This window comes from Micromonospora sp. CPCC 205539, from assembly GCF_036906815.1.
In the GTDB taxonomy this organism is placed as follows: Bacteria; Actinomycetota; Actinomycetes; order Mycobacteriales; family Micromonosporaceae; genus Micromonospora.
Window position 1 is genome coordinate 400,029 of sequence record NZ_JBAKHW010000004.1, and the last position, 22,539, is coordinate 422,567.

The following is a 22,539-nucleotide window of genomic DNA, read 5'->3' on the forward strand; positions in this document are numbered from 1 at the left end:
CGTCCACAGGGCGGGAGCAGGGGCGGCGCAGCCCGGCCGGCCCGCCGCAGGCTGCCGGCATGACCTCGACCGAACGCCCCCGGCTCGCCGTACGCTCGCCCGCCGATCTGCTCGCCGCCGTGCCGTACCTGCTCGGCTTCCATCCCGCCGACAGCGTGGTCGCCGTGGCGCTGCGGGGGCGACAGATCATCTTCGCCGCCCGTGCGGACCTGCCCGACCCGTCGGAGGACCCGGTCGAGCGAGCCCGACACCTCGCCGGGGTGATCCACCGGCAGGGGGCCGAGGCCGCCACCGTGGTCGGCTACGGGCCACCCGATCGGGTGACCCCGACCGTGGACGCGGTGCGCGCCGCGCTTGCCGGAGCCGGATTGGACGTGCTCGACGCGCTGCGGGTGACCGACGGTCGGTGGTGGTCCTACCTCTGCGCCGAGACCGACTGCTGCCCGCCCGAGGGTCGGCCCTACGACCCGACGGCCAGCACGGTGACCGCGTCGGCGGTCTTCGCCGGCCAGGTCGCCCTCCCCGACCGGGCAGCTCTCGTGGCGAAGGTGTCACCGGTCGAGGGCCCTGCCCGGGCCGCGCTGAGCGCCGCGACCGACCGGGCCGAGCGACGCCTGACCGAGCTGATCGACGAGGCGCCCGCGAGTGATCTGCTCGGCGGTCGGACACTGCGTGCCGCCGGGGTGGCGGCGATCCGCGAAGCCCAGCGTCGGCAACGGCGCGACGAGCGGCTCGACGATGACGAGGTGGCCTGGCTGGGCCTGCTCCTGACCCACCTGCCCGTCCGCGACCATGCCTGGGAACGCACCGACGGGCGGGACCGGGACATCGCCCTCTGGACCGACGTGCTGCGCCGGGTCGAGCCGGAGCTCACCGCCGCACCCGGGGCGCTGCTGGCGTTCGCTGCCTGGCGAGCGGGGCAGGGGGCGCTGGCAGCGGTCGCGTTGGAACGGGTCCTCGACCAGCACCCCGACTACTCGCTCGCCCTGCTCCTGGACGACCTGCTGCGGCGCGGCGTACCCCCGTCCGATTTGGACGGTTGGCCGTCCGTCGGCGTGCCGGGCGTGGTCCGCCACCGCAAACGGAGCCGCCGTCGCCGTCGGTGACCGGCCCTGACCGCCATCCCCCGAACGATGTACGCGGTTCTCCTGTTCGCGGCCGACTCGCCCGGGCAACCGCCGCCCGACAATTGTCAGGTGATCCTTCTCCGCACTGGTACGTCATGAGCGCCGGGTTGTTGTTGTCGCTGGCGGGGCTGGCGCTGGTCGACAGCACCAGCATCGGCACCCTCTTCATCCCGGTCTGGCTGCTGCTCGCGCCCGGGCCGGTGAATGTCCGGCGGATCCTGACGTACCTCGCCACGATCGCCGTGTTCTACCTCGCGGTGGGGCTGCTGCTCGTCGGGCTCGGCACCAGCCTGGCCGGCGTGCTGGGTGGTGCCCTGGACAACCGCGGGGTTCTCTGGGCGCAACTCGTCCTGGGCGTCGGCCTGCTCGCGCTCAGCTTCCGCTACGACGGCCGGCGGCGCCCTCGTAGCGGCGGGGTGCTGCGCTGGCGGGACCGCGCCACCGCCGGCGACTCCTCGGCGCGCTGGCTGGTCGGGCTCGCGCTGCTCGCCGCGCTGGCCGAGGTGGCGACGATGCTGCCGTACCTCGGCGCGGTCGGCCTGCTGGCCACCTCGGGGGTCGGTCCGGCGGCCGTGGTGGGTCTGCTCGCCGGGTACTGCCTGGTCATGGTGCTGCCGGCGGTGCTGTTGCTGGTGGCCCGGGTGGCCCGCCCGGCGTGGGTCGATCCGGTGCTGGTCAGGCTGAACAACTGGATCATCGCGAAGGCGGGCAGCGCGTTGGGCTGGATTCTCGGCATCGCTGGCTTCCTCGTCGCCCGCGACGCGGCGGCACGGCTGGGCCTGTTCAGCCTGCTCGACCGCTGACAGGTTGGTCCGCCCTCAGGCCGGCTGCTCCACCGTGATCCGTTGTGGGCCGGCGTAGACGTTCATGGTCCGACCGCGCAGGAAACCGACCAGCGTCATTCCCGCCTCGTCGGCCAGCTCCGCGGCGAGGGTGCTCGGTGCGGAGACCGCGGCCAGCAGCGGCACCCCGGCCATCCACGCCTTCTGGGTCAACTCGAAACTGGCCCGGCCGGAGACCAGCAGCAGGTGACCGGCCAGCGGCAGCCGACGTTCCCGCACGGCCCAGCCGATCACCTTGTCCACGGCGTTGTGCCGGCCCACGTCCTCCCGGAGCACCACCAGCTCTCCGGCCGAGGTGAACAGCCCTGCCGCGTGCAGTCCGCCGGTCCGGTCGAAACCGCGCTGGGCGGCGCGCAGCCGGTCGGGCAGCTCGGCGAGGAGGGCGGCCGGCACGGTGAGCGGGTCCGTCGCGACGGGGAACAGTGAGCGGGTGCGGACCGCGTCGATGCTGGCCTTGCCGCAGACTCCGCAGGAGCTGGTCGTGTAGAAGTTCCGGGAAGGGTCGGTGGTCGGCTCCGGTACGCCGGGTGCGAGCACCACGTCGACCACGTTGTACGTGTTCGGGGTCTCCGCGCCCGCGCAGAGCTGTGCGGTGAGCACGTCGTCCGTCGACCGGATCAGCCCCTCGGTCAGCAGGAACCCGATGGCCAGGTCCAGGTCGTCCCCCGGGGTCCGCATGGTGACCGCGAGCGGCCGTCGTCTGCCCGGGCCGGCCGCACCCACCCGGATCTCCAGCGGCTCCTCCACCGCCAGGTTGTCCGGGCGGCGGACGGATCCACGCCCGTCGGCCGCCGCGTCCAGGTCGATCCGGAGTATGCCCCGTCGGTCAGTCGCCCGTCCCATGCCGCCATCCTGCCCCCACGCGGGAACGCCCGCACCGGGCACCGGGCACCGGGCAGCGTCGGAGTGCGGGCACGGTTACCGTGACCTGATGGGGACCTACGCCGCCGTGGTGCTCGCGGGTGGGGCGGCCCGGCGGATGGGCGGGGTCGACAAGCCGGCGCTTCCGGTCGGCGGCCGGCCGATGCGCGACCGGGTGCTGGCCGCTGTCGCCGACGCCGCGCCGCGGGTGCTGGTCGGTCCGACCGACGCCGTCCCGCCCGGAGTCCGACTCACCCGGGAGGACCCGGCCGGTGGGGGCCCGGTCGCCGCCGCGGCGGCGGGGCTGGCACTGCTCGACCCCGGCACGACGCTGGTCGCGCTGCTCGCCGCCGACCTGCCGCTGCTCACGCGCGCCGCGATCGGCGAGCTGCTGACCCACCTCGTCGACGAGGAGCGGCCGGCCGATGGGGCGTGCTTCGTGGACGCCAACGGGCGGCGGCAGTCGCTCTGCGGGGTGTGGCGGGTCGCCGCGCTGCGGTCCGGGCTGGCCCGGCTGACAGCCGAGCGGGGCGGCAGCCTGGCCCGGGCGCCGGTCCGGGCGCTGTTGGCCGACCTCGTCGTACGGGAGGTGCCGTGGTCCGGCGACGGCCCGCCGCCCTGGTTCGACTGCGACACTGACGAGGACGTACGCCGGGCGGAGGAGTGGGCGCGATGACGGTGATGGATGACTGGGTCACGGCAGCCTGCGCCGAACTGGGCCTGGACCCGGCCCAGGTGCCGGTGCCGGCGGTGCTGGACGTGGCCCGTGACGTCGCCCATCAGGTGCTGCGGCCGGGTGCCCCGGTCAGCGCGTACCTGCTCGGGCTGGCGGTCGGCCGGGGTGCCGACCCGGCGGCCGCAGCGGCGCGGCTCAGCGCCCTCGCGGCCACCTGGCCGGTCGACCTGGGCGCCGACCCCACCGATCCCACCGGCCCCACCGCCCCCGGTGTCTGATCCCGGTCCGCGTTGACTGGCCCACCGGGCGGCGTGGGTAGGGTGATCGTGACGGACGGAGGCGATCATGACGGCTGACCACCCCTCGGTGCCGGACGGTGAGCTGCCCAGCGGTGCGACCGAGCCGGCAGAGTCGATCCTGCTGGACGAGCCCAGCAACACCGACCTGCGGGCCAAGGTGACCGAGGCGTGGCGGGAGTTCGCCCGGGCGCTCGCCGTCCGGCTGCGGGAACTGCCCGCTGGCGCGCACCTCGAGCTGACCCTGGACCCCACCGCCTCCGGGACCGGCGACGCCGTCTACTCGATCAGCGTCGACGTGGACGGTGACGGCGCGCTCTCCGCCCGCGCGGTCGGCAACGCCGCCCTACCGGCGGGCTACCGGCTGGACCGCGCCGCGGTGGCGGACATGATCGCGCTCGGCTGGTCCCCGCCCGGCGTGGTGACCGGCTCCGGCGGCTCGTTCGGGCTGGACGGTACGACGGCGGAGGCGACCGGGATCGCCGCGCTGCTCTCCCGGACGCTGCGCGACGTCTACGGTGCCCCGCACCCAGCCTTCCTCGTCTACCTCGTGCAGGACGCCGGAGGCGAGCCGTTGACCGTGGAGCCGCTGGGCACCGCGCGCAGTGAGTTCGGTCCGGACGCCGACGTCGAGGGCGACCTGGAGGAGGCGCTGGCCGAGGCGGCCGCCGCGCAGGTCGAGCGGGATGACGTGCTCGACCTGGCGGATCGGGTCCGCACGGTGGTCTCCACGATGCTCAAGTCCGACTCCGACCGGTTGCAGATCGACTCGGACGGCGACATCAACATCCGCGCCGGTTCCGCCATGGTCTTCGTCCGGGTCCGGGACAACCCGCCCCTGGTGGACGTCTTCTCCCCGGTGCTCACCGAGGTCGAGCCGACCGAGCGGCTCTACGGCAAGCTCTCCGAGCTGACCAACCGGATGCCGATCGGCCGCCTCTACTGCGCCGACGACACGGTCTGGGCGTCCATCCCGGTCTTCGGCCGCAACTTCCAGGCCACCCACCTGATGCTGGCGGTGCAGGTCATGACCGGGCTGGCCGACGAGCTGGACGACCGGCTGCACGGCGAGTTCGGCGGCAAGCGGTTCTTCGGCGAGGGTGACAAGCCGGTCCGTCGCGACGATTCCGAGCACCGCACCGGCATGTATCTCTAGAGGTCGAGCAGGGTCTTGCCGACCGTTGTGCGGGCCTCGATGGCGGCGTGCGCGTCGGCGGCGCGTTCCAGCGGGTAGCGCTGCCCGATCAGTGGCCGCAGCCGGCCGGCCGCCGCGTCCGCCAGCGCCTGAGTGGTGTACGCCCGCAGCCGCGCCGGCGGCACGTCCGGCCGGACCAGCGTGACCTGGCGCTCGGTGGCGGCCTCCGCGGACACCGGGGACCACTCGCCGCTGGCCAATCCGAAGCTGACCATGCGACCACCCGGGTCCAGCAGCTCGAACGCCGTCCGGGCGACCGTGCCGCCGACCCCGTCGAGCACCACGTCGATGCCGCCCACCGCGTCCCGGATCTGGTCCGCCCAGCCCGGTTCGCGGTAGTCGACCGCCAGGTCGGCACCCAGCCCGGGTAGCAGATCCACCTTGCGTGGCCCACCGGCGACGCCGACCACCCGCGCGCCGGCCCGCGCCGCGAGCTGCACCAGCAGGCTGCCCACGCCACCCGCGGCGGCCTCCACCAGCACCCGATCACCGGGGCGTACGCCGACCGCCTCGACCAGCATGGTCGCGGTGCGCCCGTCGGCCAGCAGCGCCACCGCGGCGTCCAGTGCCAGCCCGGCCGGCACCTCGATCGGCGCGGACGCGTCCACCACCGCGCGTTCGGCGTACCCGCCGGAGCCACCGGTGGCGCTGACCACCCGCTGCCCGGTCAGCGTCGGGTCGACGTCCAGCCCGACGGCGGAGATCACCCCGCCCACCCCGTTGCCCGGGATCAGCGGTGGGGTGACGCGGAACGGGCCGGGGCGCCCGGAGCGCAGCTGCGTCTCGACGAAGGTGATGTTCGCGTGCGCGACGTCGATCAGCACCTGACCCGGGCCGGGCGTCGGATCGGGCGCCGCGCCGGGCACCAGCACTTCGGGGCCGCCGAACTCACGAAGCCAGATCGCACGCATGGAATCCCCCTCGGTTGCGGTGGGCGTACGCCCACGCTCCGGGTCAGTCCACCTCCTCAACCGTGGTTGAGGTCAAGGGGTGCGGGGGGACGGGCCGACGCCGGGGGACTCGACCAGCCGGGACAGCACGATCGTGCTGCGGGTGGAGGTCACGAAGGACTCGGCGCGCAGCCGCTCCAGCGCCGCTTCGAGGTGACCGATGTCGGCGGCGCGCAGGTGCACCAGTGCGTCCGCCTCACCGGAGACGGTGTACGCGCCGACCACTTCCGGGTGCCGGCGGGCCGCCACGCCGATCTGCGCAGGGGTGGTCCGGCCGGCGCAGAACAGCTCGACGAACGCCTCGGTGGTCCAGCCGACGGCGGCCGGGTCCACGACGGCGGTGAATCCCCTGATGACGCCGGTGGCGCGCAGCCGGTCGACCCGGCGCTTGACCGCCGGGGCGGAGAGGGAGACCCGGGTGCCGATGTCGGCGTACGACGCGCGAGCGTCGGCCACGAGCAACGCAATGATCCGCTGGTCAACCGCGTCTATCTGCAACGTTCCGCCTCTGGGAAGCAATATTTGTGGCTGTTACCAAAGTTCCACGGTACCTACTCTTGGTGACCGTGAACCAGCAGCGAGTCTCGCGAAAGCGGACATATCTCATGTGTTCGGCCGAGTATTTCGCGGTCGAGTACGCGATCAATCCGTGGATGGACGTCGCCACCCCGGTCGACCGGGAGTTGGCCGTCAAGCAGTGGGACCGGCTGCGCGAGACGCTGGTCGGTCTCGGCCACGAGGTGCACCTGCTCACCCCGGAGCAGGGTCTGCCCGACATGGTCTTCGCCGCCAACGGCGCCTTCATGGTGGACGGCAGCGTCTACGGCGCGCGGTTCAAGCACGAGCAGCGGGCCGCCGAGGCCGCCGGGCACCGTGCCTTCTACGAGTCGCAGGGTTGGCGGTTCATCGCGCCCAACGAGACCAACGAGGGCGAGGGCGACTTCGCGTACCTGCCGGAGGCGCACGGCGGCCTCATCCTGGCCGGGCACGGCTTCCGGACCGAGACCCCGGCGCACGCCGAGGCGCAGGAGGCGCTGGGCCGACCAGTGGTGTCGCTGCGCCTGGTCGACCCGCGGTTCTACCACCTGGACGTGGCGCTCGCCGCCCTCGACGACTCGAACGTCGTGTACTTCCCCGGCGCGTTCTCCGTGGCCAGCCAGCGGGTGCTCACCCAGCTCTTCCCGGACGCGGTGATCGCCGACGCCGAGGACGCGATGGCCTTCGGGATCAACCTGGTCAGCGACGGCGCGAACGTGGTGCTCAACAGCGAGGCCACCCGGCTGGCCGGCAAGCTCAAGGCCGCTGGCTACACCCCGGTGCCGGTCGAGCTGGCGGAGTTGAAGAAGGGCGGCGGCAGCGTGAAGTGCTGCATCGCCGAACTGCGGCACTGACCCTGCCGCGCACGTGAGCGAGGCCGGCCTCCCGTCCTGGGAGACCGGCCTCTGGTGTCGTTCTGGCGGGCGCTCAGCCCAGCGTGTCCAGCTCGTTGATCAGCACGTTCGACATGACCTGGCCGTCGCGCTGCACCTCTCGCAGGTACCACTTCTGCTGCGGGGTACGCGGCTGGTTGAACTGCCAGATGCCGCGCGGGCTGTCGATCTGGCCGATCTTGCCCAGCGCCAGGTTGACCTGCTGCGGGGTGGGTGCACCGCCGGTCAGCCGGATCGCCTGGTCGAGCACCTGTGCCGCGTCGTACGACGCCATCGCATAGGTGGTCGGCGTGGCCTGGTGCTTCTTGCGGTAGGCCGAGGCGAAGACCCGGTTGGATGTGTTGTTCAGGTCGGCCGAGTAGTTGAGCGCGGTCTGGATGCCCAGCGCGTCCTTCTGCAGGGTCTCCAGCACGGTGCCCTCGGTGAGGAAACCGGGAGCGTAGATCGGCCCGCTGTAGGTGTCGCGCAACTGCTTGATGAACTCCAGCCCGGCCGCGCCGGCGAAGAAGCAGAAGACCGCGGTCGGGTTCTTGGCCAGTGCCCTCTCGATGTCCGAGACGTACTGGGTCTTCGACGGATTCGGGGAGGGGTTGGTGAAGGTCACCGGGTCGGCGATCCGCGGGTCGGAAGCGCCGAACGCCTCACGGAAGCCCCGCACCACGTCGGGGCTGCCGACGTTCTCCGGCACGATGATCGCCACCCGGCCGTTCGCCGGCAGCTTGGTGCGCAGGTAACTGCCCATCGCGCGGCCGGCCTCGTCCAGCACGTACGACGTCCGCCAGATGTAGACGACGCTCTGCAGGCTGGTCGGGGACGCGTTGGAGCCGACCAGCGGGACCCGGGCCTGCTCCACGGTGTCCCGGATGCCGACCATGACCGACGAGTTGACGACCCCGGTGAGCGCCAGCACGCCCTGCTTGAGCAGGTCGTCGACGGCGGCCTTGCCGGTCTTGGCGCTCTCACCCTCGTCGGCGGTCAGCAGGTCGACCGGGTGCCCGCCCAGCCGCTGATCGTGCAGGTCGAGGAAGAGCCGGAAACCGTTGGTGATGTCGTCGCCGATGGTCTTGAACCCGCCGGCCCGCGGCGCGATCAGACCGATCTTGATCGGGCCCAGGTTGGCCGTCGCCGTCTTGTCATCGGTGTCGGAGCCGCACGCGGCGGCGAATCCGGTCGTACCGAGCGCGGCAAACAGTTGGAGTGCTCGCCTGCGATTCATCTGCGACACCGAATTCCCTTCCCAGAGCGTTGCAGGGCAGAACCCCGCCCCTCCGGCGTTCTACCTGCTCGACGACGCTGCGTCAATGGTTAGTGATCATCGTGCAAGGACCGCAACATATCGAGGACCCGGGGCCAGGCCGTGGCCTCGGGGTTAATAAGCCCGAAATGCTCGCATTCGGGCAGCTCAACAAGGGAGATATCGGACCCTGCGGCACGGGCGAATGCGACGAAATCCCGGCTCATCGTTACCGGCACCTGTTGATCCAGGGAGCCGTGCATCACTACTGTCCGTACTCGCGTCGGCACTAACCCCCGTGGATCAGTTGCCGCGTAACGGTCCGGGAACTGCGCCGGGCCGCCCCCGAGCAGCGCGGCCACCGCGCCCGAATCCAGATCCCGCCGGTACGCCTCGCCCAGGTCCGCGACCGGGGCGAGCGCGAGCACCCCGCCCACCGTGGCCGGCGCGGTGGCCGCCACGTACAGCGCCAGGTGCCCGCCCGCGGAGTGACCGACCAGGATCGGCGCCGCCCCGCTCACCTGACCGGGCAGCGCCTCGGCGGCGAGCCCGGGCAGCTCGGCCACGCCGGTCACCACGTCGGTCATTGTGCCCGGCCAGCCGCCCCCCGGCTGCCCGGTGCGCCGGTACTCGAGCTGCGCCACCGGGTAACCGGACGCGGCGAGCGCGGCGGCCAGCGGCCCGGTGTGCCGACGGTCGTACTCGGCCCGCCAGAAGCCGCCGTGCACCACGATCACCAGCGGTCGTGCCGGGCCGGAGCGGGCCGGACGCCGCAGGTCGGCCACCTGGTCCGGGTGGTCGCCGTACGCCACGGTCCGGTCCGGGTCGGGCGCGGGCCGGGTCAGCACGGCGCGCGGGTCGGCAGACATGCCGCGACGGTAGCGCGCCCCGCCCGGGTGGTTCGGCCCTGGGAGTCGGTCCCGGGCGGCATGGGTTGCGCCCACTGGGTAAAGATGGACCCCATGACCGAAGCGCGCTCCGCTGGAGACAACGACGAGCCGGGCCCCGACGGCACCGGTCAATCCGGCACCGTGGTGGTGATCGGCCCGGACGGGGTGCCGGTCGGCACGGTGCAGACCGAGGAGGGGCAGGGCGAGGATCCGACCCGCCTGGTCGAACAGCCGGCCAAGGTGATGCGGATCGGCAGCATGATCAAGCAGTTGTTGGAGGAGGTCAAGGCGGCTCCGCTGGACGACGCCAGCCGGCACCGCATGCGGGAGATCCACGAGCGGTCGATCGTCGAGCTCAAGGAGGGTCTCGCCCCCGAGCTCCGCGACGAACTGGAGCGGATCTCGCTGCCCTTCACGGAGGACAAGGCCCCCAGCGAGGGCGAGCTGCGGATCGCACACGCCCAGCTCGTCGGCTGGCTGGAGGGCCTGTTCCACGGCATCCAGGCGGCCCTGGTCGCGCAGCAGATGGCGGCCCGGGTGCAGTTGGAGCAGATGCGCGGCGGCCGGCAGGCGCTGCCCAGCGGGCCCGGTGGGGTGGCGTCCGGCATACCGGGCATCGGCCAGCCGGGCGGTGGCGAGGGGCACAACACCGGCCAGTACCTGTAAGCCGCCGGGCCCGCCCGGTCTCACCCCACCCCGAAGACCTTCTCCAGGTACGCGGCCACGCCGTCCTCGGAGTTCGCCGCGGTCACCTCGTCGGCGACCGCCAGGACGGCGCGGTGCGCGTTGGCGACCGCCACGCCCCGCCCGGCCCAGCTCAGCATCGGCACGTCGTTGGGCATGTCGCCGAAGGCCAGCACGTCGGCCGCGCGCACCCCGAGCCGGTCGCAGTACCAGTCCAGCCCGGCGGCCTTGGTGACCCCGGCAGCGGAGATCTCCACCAGCCCCGAGGACGACGAGTGCGTCGCCTCGGCCAGCCCCGCCACCGCAGCGGCGACCAGCGCGACGAACGCGTCCGGGTCCTGCTCGCCGGCTCGGGCGAGCAACTTCACCGCCGGCGCCGACAGCAACTCCTCCGGCGTCTGGACAAGCCGGATCAGGTCGTCGTCGGCGTCCCACCGCAGCGGATAGTCCGCCTCGTGCCGCATCTGCCGGCTGTCCTGAATCTCCACGGCGAAGCTGATCCCGGGCACCTCGGCGCGTAGCCGCCGTGCCACCTCGACCAGGTGCTGCGGCGCGAGCGGGTCGGCCCGCAGCACCTCGTCCTCGACCGGGTCGTAGACCACGGCACCGTTGGCACAGACCGCCGGCAGCGGCTCGGCCAGTTGGTCGTACACCATCTTCAGCCAGCGGACGGGCCGGCCGGTGACCAGCACGACCGGCGTGCCCTGCGCGGTGATCCGCGCGAGGACGTCGGCGGTGTACGCGCTGACCGTGCGGTCGTCGCGGATCAGGGTGCCGTCGATGTCGGTGGCGATGAGCCGAGGGGTCTCTCCCATTACCGGGACAGTAGCCGGTCCAGGTACACCGCGACCCCGTCGTCGTCGTTGCGCAGGGTCACCTCGTCGGCGGCGGCACGGACGGTCGGGTGCGCGTTGGCCACCGCCACCCGGGACCAGCCGGCCCACTCGAACATCGGTAGGTCGTTCGGCATGTCGCCGAAGACCAGCACGTCGGCCGGGTCGACCCCGAGAGCCTGCGCCACCACGGTCAGCCCGGTGGCCTTGTCCACGCCGGGCGGGCAGATCTCGACGAAGCCCAGCCCGGCCTGGGTGAGCGTGGCGACCTGCGGTGGGACGATCCGCTGAGCCACCGCCAGCAACTCGTCGACGTGGTGGTCGGCGGTCCGGGCGAATGCCTTGATCACGTCGCAGGAGAGGCACTCCGCGCGGCTGCGCGCCTCGAACCGGTCCTGGTAGGGCCAACTCGCGTGGTAGTCGCCCCACAGCGGGGCGTCGTGCTCGTCGGACGCCTCGACCATGACGGTCAGCGGGCCGACCTCGGCCTCCAGATCGGCGAGCAGCCGGGCCAGCACCTCGCCGGCCAGCCGCTCCTCGCGGAGCACCACCGGACCGGCCGGGTCGCTCTGGTCGACCACCCACCCGCCGCCGGCCATCACCAGGAAGTCGGCGGCCCGGATGTCGTTGCGGGTCAGCTCGGTCAGCCGGGGGCCGCGCCCGGTCGCTCCGACCACCGGAATCCCGGCGGCCCGCACCCGGTCGAGCACCCCATGGGTGTACGCGGAGACAGTGTCATCGCTGCGGACCAGTGTCCCGTCGAGGTCGGTCGCGATCAGCTTGGGAAGTCCCGGGCGGGTCATCGTTCCTCCTTCGCCCGCCGCCGTCGCAGCCTGCCGTGCGGTCTGGGTGCCGAGACCCGGCGTGACGGCGGGCAGCAACCGTACCTCGGGGAAAGGGTCGCAACCATGGCTTCCAGGCGAATCGGGCGCCAACGAGCGGCGCACCGTCGATGTCCTCGAACCGCGCCCGGATGCGCCCCGGATTTCGGGTCGGCGCGGCTCAGACCGAGGGGTCGGGCCGGGCGAACGGCACGGCCGGGGCGACCGTCAGATCGGCCGGCCCGCCTCGGCCATCCGGCTCGCCGGGACCGCGGTCCCGGCGGCGCCAGCCTCGTCCCGCCACATCGTCCCCGGCGCGGTCGTCGTCCCCGGCCGCCCCGACCCGCACGCCGTTCGCAGCGGCCGGGACCAACCGCAGGGCCACACCGAGCAGCACGCAGGCGGCGAACGCCATCACCAGGCCACGCCCGTACTCGACCTGGAAGCCCTCCTGGAGCGCGTAGAAGAAGTTCCGCTGACTCGGATCGTCGAGCGTCGCCGCCTGAGCGACCAGCAGGGCCAGCACGGCGCCGGTCAGGGTGAGCCCGACCAGGCGGGCATTCGACCGAACGGCAGCCGAGCCCCGCGTCGCCAGCGCCACGGAGCAGACCAGGCCGAGCAGCCCCACCAGGTAGCCGATACCGAGGCCGCCGACCTCGGACACCCCGACGGGTATCTGGATCATCCTGGCCCCCGCGGGGCCGTCCTCCGGGATGGTCATCACCAGCCACTCCCCGATCAGCGAGGCGACCCCGGCCACCGCGCCGAGCCCGGCCAGCAGCAGGGGCACCCGAGGATCATGAGCGAGGTCGGTCAGGAACGAGCCGAACCGCCCGCGCGGGGCTGACTCGTCGGCGCCCAACTCGATCACGGCCGGGCCGCCGGACCGGTCGCCCTGTTGGGGGATCGGTAAAGCTTCAGCCATCGGCCATCCCTCCGCCGGTCACGTGCCTGGAAGGAATCATGGCACGGCCAACCGATCGTGACGTGAATCGCAGGGTGGGCGTCGGTGTCGGTCGGTCGCTGGTTGGTCGGACTTCCGCTAGCGTTCGGGTCATGGCTATCCGTACTGCTTCCGCAGAATGGCAGGGCAATCTCACCGAGGGCGCCGGCACCGTCCGCACCGGTAAGGGCGGCCTGTCGGGCAACTACTCCTTCAAGTCGCGCTTCGAGGAGGGCGAGGGCACCAACCCCGAGGAGTTGATCGCCGCCGCACACTCCGCCTGCTTCTCGATGGCGTTCTCGAAGGGCCTGGCCGACGCCGGCTCGACGCCGACCTCGGTCCAGACCACCGCCAAGGTGCACCTGGACAAGACCGACGCCGGGATGGCGGTGACCCGGATCGACCTGGAGACCGTCGGCCAGGTGCCGGGGATCGACGACGCGGACTTCCAGAAGATCGCCGAGGCCGCCAAGGCGAACTGCCCGATCTCCCGCCTGCTCTCGCCGGGCGCCGAGATCACCCTTACCGCCCGCCTCGCTTCCTGAGCCGGTCGACTCGTACCCAGCACACGACAGAGAGCCCTCGGCCCGGTGAACGGGCCGGGGGCTCTCTCGTACGGTGCGGATCTCGACCGTGCGCGGATCAGGACCGGCCCGACCCGGTCAGCGTCGGGCACAATGGAAGGCGTGCCGGTGGAGATGAACCGCGAGCGCTTCGAGGAGTTGGTCGGCGACGCCCTCGACGAGGTGCCCGAGGAACTGCTCGGCCTGATGAGCAACGTGGTGATCCTGGTCGAGGATGACCCGCCGCACGGTGAGCCCAGCCTGCTCGGCCTCTACGAGGGGCACGCGCTCACCGCCCGCGGCTGGGACTACTCCGGCGTGCTGCCGGACCGGATCTTCATCTACCGTCGGCCGATCCTGCGGATCTGCGACAACGACGAGGACGTCATCGACGAGGTGGCGGTGACCGTGGTGCACGAGATCGCCCACCACTTCGGCATCGACGACGAGCGTCTGCACGCGCTGGGCTGGGGCTGAGCCCGGTCGGTCAGCGCCAGCCCGCCACGCCGCTCGGACGATGGCCCCCGGTTGCCGTGGTCGCCTACCTTCGGTGCAGCGACCGCGACGTTTTCAGGAGGCACCTTTCATGCGCAGCGAGCTGTTCTCCGCGGAGAATCTGGAGAAGGAGTCCGCACAGGCCGGCATGCGGCTGCAGAACTCCAAGATGTTGAAGATCGAGCTCAACGGCGAGGCGATGGCCCGGGTCGGGTCGATGGTCGCCTACCAGGGGCAGGTGCAGTTCCAGGCCCTGGGCTCGGGCGGGCTCGGCAAGTTTCTCAAGCAGAAGCTCACCGGCGAGGGCGTCCCCCTGATGAAGGTCTCCGGCCAGGGCGACGTCTTCCTCGCCGAGTTGGCCAAGGACGTGCACATCATCGACCTGGAGCCGGGTGACGCACTCTCCATCAACGGCTCCAGCGTGCTCGCCTTCGACTCGACCCTGCAGTACGACATCAGGATGGTCGGCGGCGCCGGGATGGCCTCCTCGTCCGGCCTGTTCAACTGCGTGTTCAGCGGCCACGGCCGGATCGCCATCACCACCAGGGGCACCCCGGTGGTGCTCAACGTGGACGCCCCGACGTACGTGGACCCGCAGGCGGCGGTCTGCTGGTCGGCCAACCTGCAGACCGGCTACCACCGGGCCGAGCAGCTCGGCCTCGGCACGCTGCTGGGCCGGCGCACCGGTGAGTCGTTCACCATGAGCTTCGCCGGTCAGGGCTTCGTGGTGGTGCAGCCGTCCGAGGAGCCGCCGGTCATGGGCAGCGGCACGCAGCAGCAGGAGGGCGGTCTGCTCGGCGGTCTGCTGAGCTGAGGCGGGGTGGGCGTTCCCGGCTGCCGGGGCGCCCACCCACCGGTCAGCTCAGTTCGCCGGTGCGCAGCCGGGCCAGCCACGCCGCCGCGTCGGCGTAGTCGACGTCGGAGAGCCCCGCTGGGGCGGGCACCGGCCGGTCACCCGCCGTCGCCGCCCAGCGATGCCGGGGGTACGAGCCCAGGAAACGGACGTCGGCGCAGACCCGGCGCAGCCCCTGCAGCGCCTCGCCCAGCCGTACGTCGGCCACGTGCCCGGTGCAGTCCAGGAAGAAGACGTACCGGCCCAGTGCCTCCCCGGTCGGGCGGGACTCGATCCGGGTCAGGTTGACCCCGCGGACAGCCAGCTCCATCAGCACCGACAGCAACGCACCGACCCGATCATGGGCGATGTAGACCGCGAGCGACGTGAGGTCATCACCCGTCGGCGGTGGCGGCGGCCCGGGTCGAGAGACCAGCGCGAACCGGGTCACCGCGTCGGGGTGGTCGGCGATCTTGTCGGCGAGCACCGCGAGTCGGTGCCGGGTCGCCCCGATCGGCGCGCAGATCGCCGCGTCGTACTCGCCCGCTCCGGCTCCGGCGGCGGCCGCGCCGTTGGAGAGCACGTCAACCACCACCGCGTCGGGCAGGTGGTCGCGCAGCCAGCCCCGGCACTGGGTGGACGCCTGTGGGTGGGCAGCCACGGTGCGCACCGACGTCGGCGAGGTGCCGGGCCGGGCGCCGAGCACGAACTCCACCGGCAGGATCACCTCGCGCGTGATCACCAGCGGCTCGCCCTCGGCCATCTCGTCCAGGGTGACGCCCACCGCGCCGCCGATCGAGTTTTCCAACGGCACCAGCGCGGCGTCCGCATCCCCGGCCCGGACGCTCTCCAGCGCCTCCCCGACACTGCGGGCAGGCGTACGGCCGCCGTGCTCGGCGGCGGGGATGGTGCGCAGCGCCTGCTCGGCGAAGGTGCCCTCCGGGCCAAGGTAGACGAAGCGCGTCGGCGGTGTTCCCGGCATGCCGACCAGCCTACGCACCTGGCCGGACGGCCGGCCCGGCGTCACAGGCGAGGGTTCGGATTCCGGCCGGGCCGGTGGCTCGTACCTCGATGTTGCACACGTCGGTGCCGGCGGTGACCAGTTCCGGCGCGGTGGGCCGGCCCCGGGTGACCACCTGGAGCTCCTCGTGCCCGGTCACCTCCAGCACCGTGTACTGCCACTCGGCGGCGCAGAGCGGCCCGATGCGGACCCGGACCCGGACGTTGTCCGGGAGCACGGCGGCCCGGCCGCGCAGGAGCTGCACCACCCGCTGCCCGGTCGGCCCGTTCCGGCAGGCGGTCGCCACCAGTCCGGCGTCCGGCGTGGTGGTCGGCCCGCCGACCGGCGGAGGGGTCGGCGGGGTGGCGGGGGTCGTGCTCGGGGTGCCGGTCCGGGCGGGACCCGTGGGAGCTCCGGTGCCGGTCGGCACCGTGCCCGGGTCCCGTAGCTCGGGTGGTGCGCCGCAGCCGGCCTGCGCACCGACGGCGAGCACCGCGAGTGCCACCACCAGCAGGGCCCGGGTCGCGGGCAGCGCAGGAGCCGTCGCCCGCGGTGGGGCGGACGCGCGGCGGGGCGGGACGAACGGCACGGGCCGATCCTCGGGACATCGGGGGAACATCGTCGTGGCCGGGTGGCCGAGCCCCATCGTAGGGGGAGTCGCGGGCCGGGTGAAGGTCAGCCGAGGACGCGGTGCCCGGCGCGCTGCAGCGCGGCGGTGCCCTCGACCAACCGGACGGCCGGCACCAGCAGGTAGTCGGTGTCGAAGGTGGAGAACGTGACCACGCTGACCCGGGCCTCGGCGAGCGGGTCGACCAGCGCGGCCAGGGTGCCGGTGCCGGCCAGATCCACCGGGTCGGCGACCCGCAGGCAGCGCCAGTCGGTCTCCACCACGGCCTGCGATGGGGCCCGGCCGGCCGGGCAGATCACCGAGATCCCGTCGGCGGTCCAGCTCACGGTGACCACCTCGTCGTGGCCCAGCCCGTCCGACAACGCGTGCGGCAGGGCGACACCGGCGGTCAACCGGCACACGGCGTACTCCCCCGGCAGCAGAGCGATATCGAGCATGAGGGCACCCTAACGGCCTGGGTGCCGACCCGCCCCATCATCGCCACCTGCGGCGGACGACATGCTTCGCCGCAGGTCAGACCTCGGAGAAGAAGGTGAGCGAGCCGGCCACGGTGCCGTCGGTGAGCACCGGGGTGGAGATCGCGTCGACGGTCGCGTCGGAGGTGTCGGCCGAGGCGGCCTGCACCCGCAGCAGACCGCGGGCGAGCCGCCCGGACGAGAGCGCCAGCAGCGGCGGAATCATGTCGATCTCGGCCTCGGTCAGCTCGCCTCGATTGGCCGTGAAATCCAGTAGGCGCAGCCCGCCGTCGAGCAGCGGTCGCCCGATCAGGCCGTCCGGCTCGCCCAGGCAGAGCAACGCGCAGCCGGCCGTGGAGATCGCCACCACCCGGGTCTCGGCGTCGATCAGCAGGCATGGCTCGTCGGCCCGGGAGACGGTTGTGGACCACTCCCCGACGTTGTCGGACTCCGGCTCAGTCGTGGCCCGCGCCGCCGGCGCGAACACTTCTGAGAGCGAAAGTTCGACGTGGGCCACCGCGCCTCCTAGGTACACCGACGGACTGTCCACGCTAGCGGGTCGCCGACGGAACCACCGAGCGCACCGGGTCACCGGGCCGCGCAGCCCGATCCGGGGCGGCCGGTGACGGCGCGGGGCCGGCGGGGTGGACGGGGGGACCGGAGCCGCGTGGCGTCGCCGGTGACGTTACCGGTGGTGTGCCGCCTTGTCAGCGGCCGTTCGGCCCTCGTCATACCACCGGTAGTCGCCCGTTGGACGGTACGTGCCCTTCAGCCAGGTGCCCGGGTGCTGCGCGACCCGGGACAGCTTCTCGGCGGTGGCCGGGCTGATCCGGCTGCCACCGGCCACGAGGAGCCGATCCAGCTCCCGGTGGGTGGCCATCAGGCAGTCCTTCGGCAGGCCGTAGACGCTGATCACGCCCGAGCCGACGAAGGTCAGCACCGGCGTGACGGGGACCGGCAGCCCCACCGCGTCGGAGAGGGCCTTGCTGGCCCGCTTGGCGTCCCGGCGAGCCTCGGCCACGTACGCCGGCCGCTTGCCGTTGATCTGCACCACGTCCCCGGCGACGAGCACGCGGGCCCGGCCGTGGTCGGCGATGGTCACCGCGAACAGGCCGCTCGGCCCGATGGCGAGGAATCCGGCGCGGTCGTCCTGACCCCGGTCGAGGAGGACGTCCGCAACGTCGGTGCGGGGCCACTCGATGACGTGCCAGGCCGGCCCGAGGTGGTCGAGCTGGCCCAGCGCCCGAGCCCCGGCCGCCTCCAGCCGTCGGGCACCGCGCTCGGCCCGACGACGCCGGGCCCATTCGAGCGGTGTTGGACGGACCGGTTCGAGAACCCCGGCCGACTCGGCACGGGGATGGGGCACCGCGACGGGCGGCAGTGCCCGTGCGGTCGGTACGGCTCGTCGAGCGGGAAAGACAGTCATCGCGACCTCCGGCAAAAGGTCCCTCGAAGTTATGTCCTCACTACCCTACGTTGCCACTCCCGGTGTTCGGCAAGCCGGAGCGCCGGAGTGACTGTGGATGAATGCCATATTCATCCACAGTTCTTTTCTCGGATGCCGCCAAACGCTGCCCTACGCTGCGGGAGTGACCCACTACGTCGACAGCGAAGTCGGCCGGCTCGGCACCGTACTGCTGCACCGGCCCGGCCCGGAACTGGCCCGGCTCACCCCCCGCAACAACGACTCACTCCTCTTCGACGCGATCCCCTGGGTCGGCCGCGCTCAGGAGGAGCACGACGCCTTCGCTGCCGCGCTGCGCGAGCGCGGGGTCGAGGTGCTCTACCTGGCCACCCTGCTGGCCGAGACGCTGGCCGTGGCGGACGCCCGAGCCGAACTCACCGAGCAGGTGCTGCGGTCCCGCCGGCTCGGCGACACCCTGCGCGCCCGGGTCGCCGACCATCTCGCCTACCTGGACCCGGCGGCGTTGGCCGACGTGCTCACCGCCGGGCTGGCCCACGAAGAGCTGCGGATCAGCTCGGAACGACCCGGCGGGCTCGTGTACACCCTGATGGACCGGCACGACTTCGTCATCGACCCGCTGCCCAACCTGCTGTTCACCCGAGATTCGTCACTGTGGATCGGCGACCGCGTCGGGGTCACCAGCCTGGCAATGCCGGCTCGTGTCCGGGAGACCACGCTGACCGACGCCATCTACCGCCACCACCCGCGCTTCGCCGGCACCGAGTTCGTCTACCGCCCGGACCTGGAGCACCTGGAGGGTGGGGACGTGCTGCTGCTCGCCCCGGGCGTACTGGCGGTCGGGGTCGGCGAGCGGACCACACCCGCCGGCGCGGAGCGCCTCGGGCGGCAGGTCTTCGCCGCCGGGCTGGCCCACACCATCCTGGTCGTGCCGATCGCCCAGGAGCGGGCCACCATGCACCTGGACACCGTCTGCACGATGGTCGACGTGGACGCCGTGCTGATGTACCCGAACGTCGCCAGCACGCTGTCCGCGTACACCGTCATCGCCGGCGCGGACGGCGAGGACCCGCGGGTGGACGGCCCGGCGCCGTTCCTGCGGGCCGCCGCCGACGCGATGGACCTCGACCAGCTGCGGGTCATCGACACCGGGCTGGACCCGGTCACCGCGGAACGCGAACAGTGGGACGACGGCAACAACACCCTCGCCCTGGCACCCCGGCTCTGCGTCGGCTACGAACGCAACACCGAGACCAACGCCCAACTCGAGCGGGCCGGCATCGAGGTGATCCCGATCGCCAGCTCGGAGCTGGGCTCGGGGCGGGGCGGCCCGCGCTGCATGTCCTGCCCGATCAGCCGCGACCCGCTACCCGTCGCCGGGTGAGCGGGCCGGGGCTCGGGGCAGCTGGGTCAGCCCGGGCTCAGCGCAGGGTGAGTTGGCGGCCCAGCAGCCCTTGGCGAGCCCGTCGGCCGGCGGCGTCCAGTGCGTCGGTGGCGTTGAGCGCCTCGGCGTACCGCTTGGCGAACTGCGCCACCGGCTCCTCCCAGTCGGTCGCCGGAATCTCCTCCGGCAGGTCCCAGACGGGTGCCAGCCGGCCGTGCGCGCGGAACATGCCGGCGAACCGGGTCTGCTCGCCGAGCGGCAGCGTGCCGGCCGCGCCGAGCCGGGCCAGCGCGTCGAGCGCCGCGTCCTCGTCGTCCGGCAGCACCCAGCGCACGTGCGCCTTCTGCGGCACCTGGCACCAGTAGGCGGCCTTCGCCGCCGTCAGCCGCACCGTCGGGTAGATGGCGGCGTTCGCCCGCTCCAACGACGCCTGCACCGTCGGGTCGTCCGCGGCGCCGGGGTCGAGCCAGAACTCGAACCCGTCGTGCATGCTGATCTCCAGTGGGCCGTCCACCAGGATGTCCTGGAGGCGAGGGCCGGGCCCGGGCAGCGGCGGCACGGCCACCTGGCCGCCCGGCTCGGCCCGCAGAGCGCAGAGCAGCGCCTCGGCCAGGTCCCGTGAGACGTCGCCGGACTGCTGGTGGCGCTGCAGGCCGATGAGGACCCGGCCGTCCGGCTTGCTGATCGCTGGCGCGGCCATCGGCAGCACCGTGGCCAGCGTCACCGCGCGGTCCCCGAATTCCTCGACCAGGGCGGGTGCCAGCCGCAGCGGCGCGGTGGCGGCGGGCACCAGCTCACGCAGGGCGATCCACTCGGGCTCGTCGACCAGCCCCTCGAACGGTCGCGGCACGAAGATGTCTCGGACCTTGTCCCGCCGGGGCGCGGTGTCGGCGGCGGTGCCCTGGCTCTTTCGACGCTTGCTCACGGCGTCACAGCCTAGAGGCCCCGGCAGGTCCTCGTGGGCGGGACCCGCCCCGAGTCGTCGCTCAGCCCGCTGCCACCAGATCGGGCCGGGTCGTCGGGGTCGGGTCGAACTCCGCCCAGACGCGCTGGCCCAGACCGTCCCGCTCGACACCCCAGCGGGTGGCCAGGCCCGCCACGATGTGCAGCCCCCGACCATCGGCAGAGTCGGGGCTGGCCGTCCGGAGTCGTGGTCCGCCGCCGGCACCGCCGTCGGTCACCCCAAGCTGGATCCGCGGGCCGTCGGCCGAGGGCCGCAGCCGCCAGGCCACCCGGACCACCCCGCCGGGCAGCGGCCGGGCGTGCCGCACCGCGTTGCCCACCAGCTCGGCGAGCACCGCGATCAGGTCCGCGAGGAGCATCGGGGGGACGATGTCCGCCAGGTCGTCGGCGAGCCGGTGCCGGGCAAGCCGCGCCCCGGCGGGGTGGTGCGGGACCACCACGCACCACGCCCGTTCCCTCGCTGCCGCCGCCACCGTCGCCTCCACGTCGCGCCACCCGTCGGTCATCCGCGCGGTAGCCGCACCTCTGCGACCGTACCGCCGCCGGTCCTCGGACGTAGGGATACCCATCCATTCTGCTGTTCAACGATCCGGCGGACGAGATAGAGACCGAGCCCCGCACCCGGATAGCCGCGCCGGTCGCCGGACTCGCCCTGCCAGAACCGGTCGAAGGCCCGCTCCACGTGCTCCGGTCGGATGCCGATGCCCCGGTCGCTGACCCGGAACGCGACCAGCTGACCGTCGATCGCGGCGGTGATCTCGATCGGGGAGTCCGGTGCCGAGTACTTTCCGGCGTTGGTGGCCAACTCGGTCAGCACGGTGGCCAGGCTGGGTCGGTGGCCGAGCGCCGTCGCGAGATCGGCCGGAAGGCGGAGCACCAGCCGCCTACGCAGCTCCGCCGGCAGGTCGACGACGGCGGACCGCAGCGCCTCACCCAGGTCGAACGGGGTGGGCGGATTGTCGCCCGGCCCCGCCTCGGCCGCCGAGGAGAGCAGCCGGTCCACCAGTCGGGCCAGGTCGTTCGCCCGCTGCCCGATCACCCGGGCGGCCTGCCGCCGGTCGGTGTCGGTCAACGACTCCCAGTGGTCGGTGAGGGTGTCCGCGTACCCCTTGATCACGGTGACCGGGGTGCGGAGCTCGTGGCTGGTGACCGCGACGAAGAGCTCCTGGTCGTGGTCCCGGCGCTGCTGGTCGGTGATGTCGCGGAAGGTGACCACCCGCAGCGAGCCCGGGCCGGGCAGCTCGCCGGAGGTGATCCGCAACCAGCGCCCGTCCGGCAACCGGTGGTCGCGGACCTGGCCGGACGGCGGCAGCGGAAGCGGCAGCGGGCGGCTCAGTGCGTCTTCGGCCGCCAGACCGGTGACCTGGGCGGCGGCCGGGTTCCAGAGCCGGACATAGCCGTCCCGGTCGACCACGGCCAGCCCGTCGGCGAGCGCCGCCACCACCGGACCGTCGCCGTGCACCGGCAGCCCGCTCTGGTCGCCGTACATGTGCGCGATGCAGGCGGCGAGGTAGGCGACGACCCCCTGCTGCTCGGCGGTCGGCTCGTCGTCACCCGGGTAGAGCGCGTGCAGGCTGCCGACGGTGTGGCCGCCGATCTCGGCTCGGGAGACCACCATCCGGCGCAGCCCACAGCCGTCCAGCTCGCCGCCCAGCTTGCCGCGGAGGTGTCGTACCCGGACCTGGTTCACCCGGGGGCCGGAGAGCAGGCAGGCCGTGTCCGGGTCGTCGGCCGACAGTGGGCGGCCGAGCGTCCACTCCGTCGCGCCGGTCGCGGCGATCACCCGGCCACCGGTCGGGCCGAACTCGGCGAACGCCATGCCGGTCGCGCCGAGCGCGGGTTGGGCCACCTGGAGCAGCTTGGTGAGGACCGGCAGGCCGGCGTCGCCAGAATTGATCATCTCGATGACGACGGTGTGGCCGGCGATGAGAGCGGGGAAATCGATACGCTCCGGCATGTGCCGAGTCTGCCCCGGCGACCCGGATTTGGGCACCCCCGGCCGGCCGGTGCCCAG

General features: G+C 72.9%; 27 protein-coding genes. 11 read left to right on the forward strand and 16 right to left on the reverse strand.

Going from position 1 to position 22,539, the window contains the following annotated elements:
• Positions 1-59: 59 nt before the first annotated feature.
• Positions 60-1,106: a DUF4192 domain-containing protein gene (locus V6V47_RS06200; protein ID WP_334627002.1), complete on the forward strand. Its 1,047-nt coding sequence runs from the start codon at positions 60-62 to the stop codon at positions 1,104-1,106.
• 116 nt (positions 1,107-1,222) lie between these two features.
• Positions 1,223-1,930 carry a GAP family protein gene (locus V6V47_RS06205; RefSeq protein WP_334627005.1) on the forward strand — a complete coding sequence of 236 codons (708 nt, stop codon included), beginning with the start codon at positions 1,223-1,225 and terminating at the stop codon, positions 1,928-1,930.
• A 15-nt stretch (positions 1,931-1,945) separates the two neighbouring features.
• Here the strand turns inward: V6V47_RS06205 and fdhD are convergent, their stop codons facing one another.
• The gene (fdhD, locus tag V6V47_RS06210) at positions 1,946-2,812 is read right to left on the reverse strand and encodes a formate dehydrogenase accessory sulfurtransferase FdhD (protein ID WP_334627007.1); all 867 of its coding nucleotides are present in this window, start codon (positions 2,810-2,812) and stop codon (positions 1,946-1,948) included.
• Positions 2,813-2,900: 88 nt separating this feature from the next.
• On the opposite strand from fdhD, the gene mobA reads away from it, so the two are divergent.
• From mobA to V6V47_RS06225, 3 genes are all read left to right on the forward strand, one after another.
• Positions 2,901-3,506, forward strand: coding sequence for a molybdenum cofactor guanylyltransferase (mobA, locus tag V6V47_RS06215; protein WP_334627008.1), 606 nt, complete (start codon positions 2,901-2,903; stop codon positions 3,504-3,506).
• Complete coding sequence (locus tag V6V47_RS06220) at positions 3,503-3,784, forward strand: DUF6457 domain-containing protein (RefSeq protein ID WP_334627010.1); 282 nt, start codon at positions 3,503-3,505, stop codon at positions 3,782-3,784. The genes mobA and V6V47_RS06220 overlap by 4 nt, the downstream gene beginning before the upstream one ends.
• Before the next feature lie 67 nt (positions 3,785-3,851).
• The gene (locus V6V47_RS06225) at positions 3,852-4,958 is read left to right on the forward strand and encodes a T3SS (YopN, CesT) and YbjN peptide-binding chaperone 1 (RefSeq protein ID WP_334627011.1); all 1,107 of its coding nucleotides are present in this window, start codon (positions 3,852-3,854) and stop codon (positions 4,956-4,958) included.
• On the opposite strand, the gene V6V47_RS06230 is transcribed toward V6V47_RS06225, so the two are convergent.
• Both V6V47_RS06230 and V6V47_RS06235 read right to left on the reverse strand, forming a co-directional pair.
• Positions 4,955-5,908: a zinc-binding dehydrogenase gene (locus tag V6V47_RS06230; protein WP_334627012.1), complete on the reverse strand. Its 954-nt coding sequence runs from the start codon at positions 5,906-5,908 to the stop codon at positions 4,955-4,957. The two genes, V6V47_RS06225 and V6V47_RS06230, sit on opposite strands and share 4 nt — an antisense overlap.
• Before the next feature lie 72 nt (positions 5,909-5,980).
• Complete coding sequence (locus tag V6V47_RS06235; RefSeq protein WP_334627014.1) at positions 5,981-6,445, reverse strand: Lrp/AsnC family transcriptional regulator; 465 nt, start codon at positions 6,443-6,445, stop codon at positions 5,981-5,983.
• Positions 6,446-6,504: 59 nt separating this feature from the next.
• On the opposite strand from V6V47_RS06235, the gene ddaH reads away from it, so the two are divergent.
• A complete protein-coding gene (gene ddaH / locus V6V47_RS06240; protein ID WP_334627016.1) occupies positions 6,505-7,338 on the forward strand; it encodes a dimethylargininase in 834 nt (277 codons plus the stop codon).
• Between the two features lie 73 nt (positions 7,339-7,411).
• Here ddaH and V6V47_RS06245 read toward each other — a convergent pair whose 3' ends face one another.
• Together V6V47_RS06245 and V6V47_RS06250 are read right to left on the reverse strand one after the other, a co-directional pair.
• Positions 7,412-8,602: an ABC transporter substrate-binding protein gene (locus V6V47_RS06245; RefSeq protein WP_334627018.1), complete on the reverse strand. Its 1,191-nt coding sequence runs from the start codon at positions 8,600-8,602 to the stop codon at positions 7,412-7,414.
• Positions 8,603-8,682: 80 nt separating this feature from the next.
• On the reverse strand, positions 8,683-9,480 hold the full coding sequence (locus tag V6V47_RS06250; RefSeq protein ID WP_334627019.1) for an alpha/beta hydrolase family protein: 798 nt from the start codon (positions 9,478-9,480) through the stop codon (positions 8,683-8,685).
• Positions 9,481-9,564: 84 nt separating this feature from the next.
• Between V6V47_RS06250 and V6V47_RS06255 the strand changes: the two genes are divergently transcribed.
• Complete coding sequence (locus V6V47_RS06255; protein WP_334627020.1) at positions 9,565-10,167, forward strand: bacterial proteasome activator family protein; 603 nt, start codon at positions 9,565-9,567, stop codon at positions 10,165-10,167.
• Positions 10,168-10,187: 20 nt separating this feature from the next.
• On the opposite strand, the gene V6V47_RS06260 is transcribed toward V6V47_RS06255, so the two are convergent.
• The 3 genes from V6V47_RS06260 to V6V47_RS06270 all read right to left on the reverse strand — a co-directional run bounded on the left by V6V47_RS06260 (position 10,188) and on the right by V6V47_RS06270 (position 12,764).
• The gene (locus tag V6V47_RS06260; protein WP_334627021.1) at positions 10,188-11,000 is read right to left on the reverse strand and encodes an HAD family hydrolase; all 813 of its coding nucleotides are present in this window, start codon (positions 10,998-11,000) and stop codon (positions 10,188-10,190) included.
• The gene (locus V6V47_RS06265; RefSeq protein WP_334627022.1) at positions 11,000-11,821 is read right to left on the reverse strand and encodes an HAD family hydrolase; all 822 of its coding nucleotides are present in this window, start codon (positions 11,819-11,821) and stop codon (positions 11,000-11,002) included. The genes V6V47_RS06260 and V6V47_RS06265 overlap by 1 nt, the downstream gene beginning before the upstream one ends.
• A 199-nt stretch (positions 11,822-12,020) precedes the next feature.
• Positions 12,021-12,764, reverse strand: coding sequence for a hypothetical protein (locus V6V47_RS06270; protein ID WP_334627023.1), 744 nt, complete (start codon positions 12,762-12,764; stop codon positions 12,021-12,023).
• A 131-nt stretch (positions 12,765-12,895) separates the two neighbouring features.
• On the opposite strand from V6V47_RS06270, the gene V6V47_RS06275 reads away from it, so the two are divergent.
• From V6V47_RS06275 to V6V47_RS06285, 3 genes are all read left to right on the forward strand, one after another.
• Positions 12,896-13,327: an OsmC family protein gene (locus tag V6V47_RS06275; RefSeq protein ID WP_334627024.1), complete on the forward strand. Its 432-nt coding sequence runs from the start codon at positions 12,896-12,898 to the stop codon at positions 13,325-13,327.
• A gap of 147 nt (positions 13,328-13,474) precedes the next feature.
• Positions 13,475-13,822 carry a metallopeptidase family protein gene (locus V6V47_RS06280; protein WP_334627082.1) on the forward strand — a complete coding sequence of 116 codons (348 nt, stop codon included), beginning with the start codon at positions 13,475-13,477 and terminating at the stop codon, positions 13,820-13,822.
• Positions 13,823-13,931: 109 nt separating this feature from the next.
• Positions 13,932-14,654 (forward strand): AIM24 family protein, encoded by a 723-nt coding sequence (locus V6V47_RS06285; protein WP_334627026.1) that lies wholly within the window; start codon positions 13,932-13,934, stop codon positions 14,652-14,654.
• A gap of 43 nt (positions 14,655-14,697) precedes the next feature.
• Here the strand turns inward: V6V47_RS06285 and pheA are convergent, their stop codons facing one another.
• The 5 genes from pheA to V6V47_RS06310 form a co-directional block, all read right to left on the reverse strand.
• Complete coding sequence (gene pheA, locus V6V47_RS06290; RefSeq protein WP_334627027.1) at positions 14,698-15,654, reverse strand: prephenate dehydratase; 957 nt, start codon at positions 15,652-15,654, stop codon at positions 14,698-14,700.
• Positions 15,655-15,664: 10 nt separating this feature from the next.
• Positions 15,665-16,183, reverse strand: coding sequence for a hypothetical protein (locus V6V47_RS06295; RefSeq protein WP_334627084.1), 519 nt, complete (start codon positions 16,181-16,183; stop codon positions 15,665-15,667).
• A gap of 164 nt (positions 16,184-16,347) precedes the next feature.
• Positions 16,348-16,737 (reverse strand): ACT domain-containing protein, encoded by a 390-nt coding sequence (locus V6V47_RS06300; protein WP_334627028.1) that lies wholly within the window; start codon positions 16,735-16,737, stop codon positions 16,348-16,350.
• 76 nt (positions 16,738-16,813) lie between these two features.
• Positions 16,814-17,272: a hypothetical protein gene (locus V6V47_RS06305; RefSeq protein ID WP_334627029.1), complete on the reverse strand. Its 459-nt coding sequence runs from the start codon at positions 17,270-17,272 to the stop codon at positions 16,814-16,816.
• A gap of 168 nt (positions 17,273-17,440) precedes the next feature.
• Positions 17,441-18,181 carry a hypothetical protein gene (locus V6V47_RS06310; protein ID WP_334627030.1) on the reverse strand — a complete coding sequence of 247 codons (741 nt, stop codon included), beginning with the start codon at positions 18,179-18,181 and terminating at the stop codon, positions 17,441-17,443.
• A 163-nt stretch (positions 18,182-18,344) separates the two neighbouring features.
• On the opposite strand from V6V47_RS06310, the gene V6V47_RS06315 reads away from it, so the two are divergent.
• Positions 18,345-19,562, forward strand: coding sequence for an arginine deiminase (locus V6V47_RS06315; RefSeq protein WP_334627031.1), 1,218 nt, complete (start codon positions 18,345-18,347; stop codon positions 19,560-19,562).
• A 37-nt stretch (positions 19,563-19,599) separates the two neighbouring features.
• Here V6V47_RS06315 and V6V47_RS06320 read toward each other — a convergent pair whose 3' ends face one another.
• From V6V47_RS06320 to V6V47_RS06330, 3 genes are all read right to left on the reverse strand, one after another.
• The gene (locus tag V6V47_RS06320) at positions 19,600-20,487 is read right to left on the reverse strand and encodes a DUF5926 family protein (RefSeq protein ID WP_334627032.1); all 888 of its coding nucleotides are present in this window, start codon (positions 20,485-20,487) and stop codon (positions 19,600-19,602) included.
• A gap of 61 nt (positions 20,488-20,548) precedes the next feature.
• Positions 20,549-21,031, reverse strand: coding sequence for an ATP-binding protein (locus tag V6V47_RS06325; RefSeq protein ID WP_334627033.1), 483 nt, complete (start codon positions 21,029-21,031; stop codon positions 20,549-20,551).
• Positions 21,028-22,482 carry a PAS domain-containing sensor histidine kinase gene (locus V6V47_RS06330; protein WP_334627034.1) on the reverse strand — a complete coding sequence of 485 codons (1,455 nt, stop codon included), beginning with the start codon at positions 22,480-22,482 and terminating at the stop codon, positions 21,028-21,030. Before V6V47_RS06330 ends, V6V47_RS06325 begins: the two co-directional genes overlap by 4 nt.
• Between the last annotated feature and the right edge of the window lie 57 nt (positions 22,483-22,539).

What these genes read in the sequence shown, in the direction of transcription:
- V6V47_RS06200 (WP_334627002.1), top strand. Translation starts at nt 60, where the DNA reads ATGACCTCGACCGAACGCCCCCGGCTCGCCGTACGCTCGCCCGCCGAT.
- V6V47_RS06205 (WP_334627005.1), top strand. Translation starts at nt 1,223, where the DNA reads ATGAGCGCCGGGTTGTTGTTGTCGCTGGCGGGGCTGGCGCTGGTCGAC.
- fdhD (WP_334627007.1), bottom strand. Translation starts at nt 2,812, where the DNA reads ATGGGACGGGCGACTGACCGACGGGGCATACTCCGGATCGACCTGGAC.
- mobA (WP_334627008.1), top strand. Translation starts at nt 2,901, where the DNA reads ATGGGGACCTACGCCGCCGTGGTGCTCGCGGGTGGGGCGGCCCGGCGG.
- V6V47_RS06220 (WP_334627010.1), top strand. Translation starts at nt 3,503, where the DNA reads ATGACGGTGATGGATGACTGGGTCACGGCAGCCTGCGCCGAACTGGGC.
- V6V47_RS06225 (WP_334627011.1), top strand. Translation starts at nt 3,852, where the DNA reads ATGACGGCTGACCACCCCTCGGTGCCGGACGGTGAGCTGCCCAGCGGT.
- V6V47_RS06230 (WP_334627012.1), bottom strand. Translation starts at nt 5,908, where the DNA reads ATGCGTGCGATCTGGCTTCGTGAGTTCGGCGGCCCCGAAGTGCTGGTG.
- V6V47_RS06250 (WP_334627019.1), bottom strand. Translation starts at nt 9,480, where the DNA reads ATGTCTGCCGACCCGCGCGCCGTGCTGACCCGGCCCGCGCCCGACCCG.
- V6V47_RS06255 (WP_334627020.1), top strand. Translation starts at nt 9,565, where the DNA reads ATGGACCCCATGACCGAAGCGCGCTCCGCTGGAGACAACGACGAGCCG.
- V6V47_RS06260 (WP_334627021.1), bottom strand. Translation starts at nt 11,000, where the DNA reads ATGGGAGAGACCCCTCGGCTCATCGCCACCGACATCGACGGCACCCTG.
- V6V47_RS06265 (WP_334627022.1), bottom strand. Translation starts at nt 11,821, where the DNA reads ATGACCCGCCCGGGACTTCCCAAGCTGATCGCGACCGACCTCGACGGG.
- V6V47_RS06270 (WP_334627023.1), bottom strand. Translation starts at nt 12,764, where the DNA reads ATGGCTGAAGCTTTACCGATCCCCCAACAGGGCGACCGGTCCGGCGGC.
- V6V47_RS06275 (WP_334627024.1), top strand. Translation starts at nt 12,896, where the DNA reads ATGGCTATCCGTACTGCTTCCGCAGAATGGCAGGGCAATCTCACCGAG.
- V6V47_RS06285 (WP_334627026.1), top strand. Translation starts at nt 13,932, where the DNA reads ATGCGCAGCGAGCTGTTCTCCGCGGAGAATCTGGAGAAGGAGTCCGCA.
- pheA (WP_334627027.1), bottom strand. Translation starts at nt 15,654, where the DNA reads ATGCCGGGAACACCGCCGACGCGCTTCGTCTACCTTGGCCCGGAGGGC.
- V6V47_RS06300 (WP_334627028.1), bottom strand. Translation starts at nt 16,737, where the DNA reads ATGCTCGATATCGCTCTGCTGCCGGGGGAGTACGCCGTGTGCCGGTTG.
- V6V47_RS06310 (WP_334627030.1), bottom strand. Translation starts at nt 18,181, where the DNA reads ATGACTGTCTTTCCCGCTCGACGAGCCGTACCGACCGCACGGGCACTG.
- V6V47_RS06325 (WP_334627033.1), bottom strand. Translation starts at nt 21,031, where the DNA reads ATGACCGACGGGTGGCGCGACGTGGAGGCGACGGTGGCGGCGGCAGCG.
- V6V47_RS06330 (WP_334627034.1), bottom strand. Translation starts at nt 22,482, where the DNA reads ATGCCGGAGCGTATCGATTTCCCCGCTCTCATCGCCGGCCACACCGTC.